We start from the raw sequence: 1822 nt of genomic DNA, 5'->3' as shown, positions 1-1822 counted from the left end.
TTGCTATACTGAATGCTCCATTCACTGATCATCATCACAAGTCATAAAACTTTCTCTCCAATCCTAGATTTGCACAGAATTATTTCAACCTTCTCTAGTCTACCTTTATTCTTTTTACGTACAAGTTGACTGGATTGTTTCAGATTTTCGTAGATTATCCTCTATAATGAAAGTACATACCTCTTTTGTCTATGTATCCAATTCCAATTTTCTTTAATATGGAGCATATTATTATAGTTTTTCTAACCACAAATTATACAATTTTCAGGGAAGGGCACATCCTGAAGAATATAATTTCGCCTTAAAAAATAAAGAGAGCGAACCTATTTTTTATAGATTCGCCCTGTCTTATTTAATAAGCGCCTTCCGAATAAGTTAACTCATAACTGTGCGTGTAGACCTCGAAAATGTTACCAAACGGATCCTCTACATAAACCATTTTAAACGGCTTCTCCCCAGGATAATATTCACGGATCGGCATCCGCTGCTTCCCGCCAAGCTGTTTGATTTTTTCAACCATGCCTTCGATGTCCGGATCCTGAATACAGAAATGGAAGATCCCCGTTTTCCAGTATTCAAAGTTATTTTCCGGCTGTTCATTCTCCGGAAATTCAAATAGTTCGATACCGATCCGGTCCCCTGTGGCTAAATGAGCGATTCTAAACTCGTCCCAATCGTTGCCGAAGACGTCACGGCACATCTGGCCAATCGGTGTATCATCATTTTTCACCTCTGAAGGCTCCATAATGACATACCATCCCATTACATCTGTATAAAATTGAACCGCCTTATCCAAATTAGGTACGGATAATCCTATATGAGAAAATGCTCTCGGATAAGTGTGCATATTAACGTTCCTCCTCATTTCTTTTTTTGTACAACATCCATTATAATTTTCAATAATAGACGATGTAAGTATGCACTTTTTAGTGAGACACTTACTAAAAAGTAAGGAAGGACGGTATGAAAATGGATGCTCCAATGGATAAGGACGGTAAATTGAAATGTTCGATCGAATATACGCTGAAGAAAATAGGTGGCAAGTGGAAAACCGTTATATTGTGGCACCTGAACGTAGATGGAACTCTTCGTTACAATGCTTTAAGAAGGCTGCTTCCCGGTGTCTCCCATAAAGTTTTAAGTCAGCAGCTTAAAGAGCTTGAGGAGGATGGCTTTATTCATCGGGTGCAATATAACAGCATTCCTCCTAAAGTAGAGTATTCGATTACAGCCTTTGGAAAGACGCTGATGCCAATTCTTGAAGAGATGCACCTGTGGGGCACGGAGCATGGGTCTTTAGAATAATACAATTACCTTTATTTTTTCCTTCACTCTGTATAAATAAGAATGACCATGCTTATCATTGAGCCCGGTTATTCTTTTTTTCATTTAATTATTCCGTAGTTGAGTTTATTTGATTATAAGGAGGGCTAAATCGTTTAGGTGAGAATCATAGCTTGTAATGATTCGTAAACAATATGATTTTGTTTAGGGGAGTAGGAGTGTGAGAAAGTTTGTTTATTTGGTTCTATTATTAACTTTAGCGGCCTGTCAGCCCGGAGAAACGGAGAATTCCAATTCTGAATCCAGCTCAGGCTCCACTGAAGCTCAAAATGAGAGCAAAGACGTGTTAGAGGAAAAGCCAACCGTAACCTTCACCTATGAAGGAGAAGAAATTGAAACGAATATGATTCGCGGGTGTTTTGCCCCTGACTGTTCAGAGGATTCTGCCACTGTCGACCAGATGAACCATGAGGAAATGACGGAAGGTTTGGAACCTATGCAAGTAGAGGATGGTGAGGCGATCCAGGTTCATATTGAT

General features: G+C 39.2%; 2 protein-coding genes and 1 pseudogene. 2 read left to right on the top strand and 1 reads right to left on the bottom strand.

The genetic code is table 11. From position 1 onward, the window contains the following. Window positions 1–352: 352 nt before the first annotated feature. Window positions 353–847, bottom strand: a complete 495-nt coding sequence (locus tag WAM07_RS15400) for a lactoylglutathione lyase family protein (protein ID WP_422168235.1) — start codon at window positions 845–847, stop codon at window positions 353–355. A gap of 122 nt (window positions 848–969) precedes the next feature. On the opposite strand from WAM07_RS15400, the gene WAM07_RS15395 reads away from it, so the two are divergent. Next, the gene (locus WAM07_RS15395) at window positions 970–1305 is read left to right on the top strand and encodes a winged helix-turn-helix transcriptional regulator (RefSeq protein ID WP_422168237.1); all 336 of its coding nucleotides are present in this window, start codon (window positions 970–972) and stop codon (window positions 1303–1305) included. A gap of 199 nt (window positions 1306–1504) precedes the next feature. Further along, a pseudogene (locus WAM07_RS15390) lies at window positions 1505–1822 on the top strand (hypothetical protein); the annotation flags it as partial.

The sequence above is a fragment of the Halobacillus sp. genome, assembly GCF_049282395.1.
Lineage (GTDB): Bacteria > Bacillota > Bacilli > Bacillales > Halobacillaceae > Halobacillus.
The sequence above is the reverse complement of the archived record's forward strand: the minus strand, read 5'-3'. Positions and strand labels throughout refer to the sequence as shown.

Coding starts and splice junctions, on each gene's coding strand:
- WAM07_RS15400 (WP_422168235.1), bottom strand. CDS start 847: ATGCACACTTATCCGAGAGCATTTTCTCATATAGGATTATCCGTACCT.
- WAM07_RS15395 (WP_422168237.1), top strand. CDS start 970: ATGGATGCTCCAATGGATAAGGACGGTAAATTGAAATGTTCGATCGAA.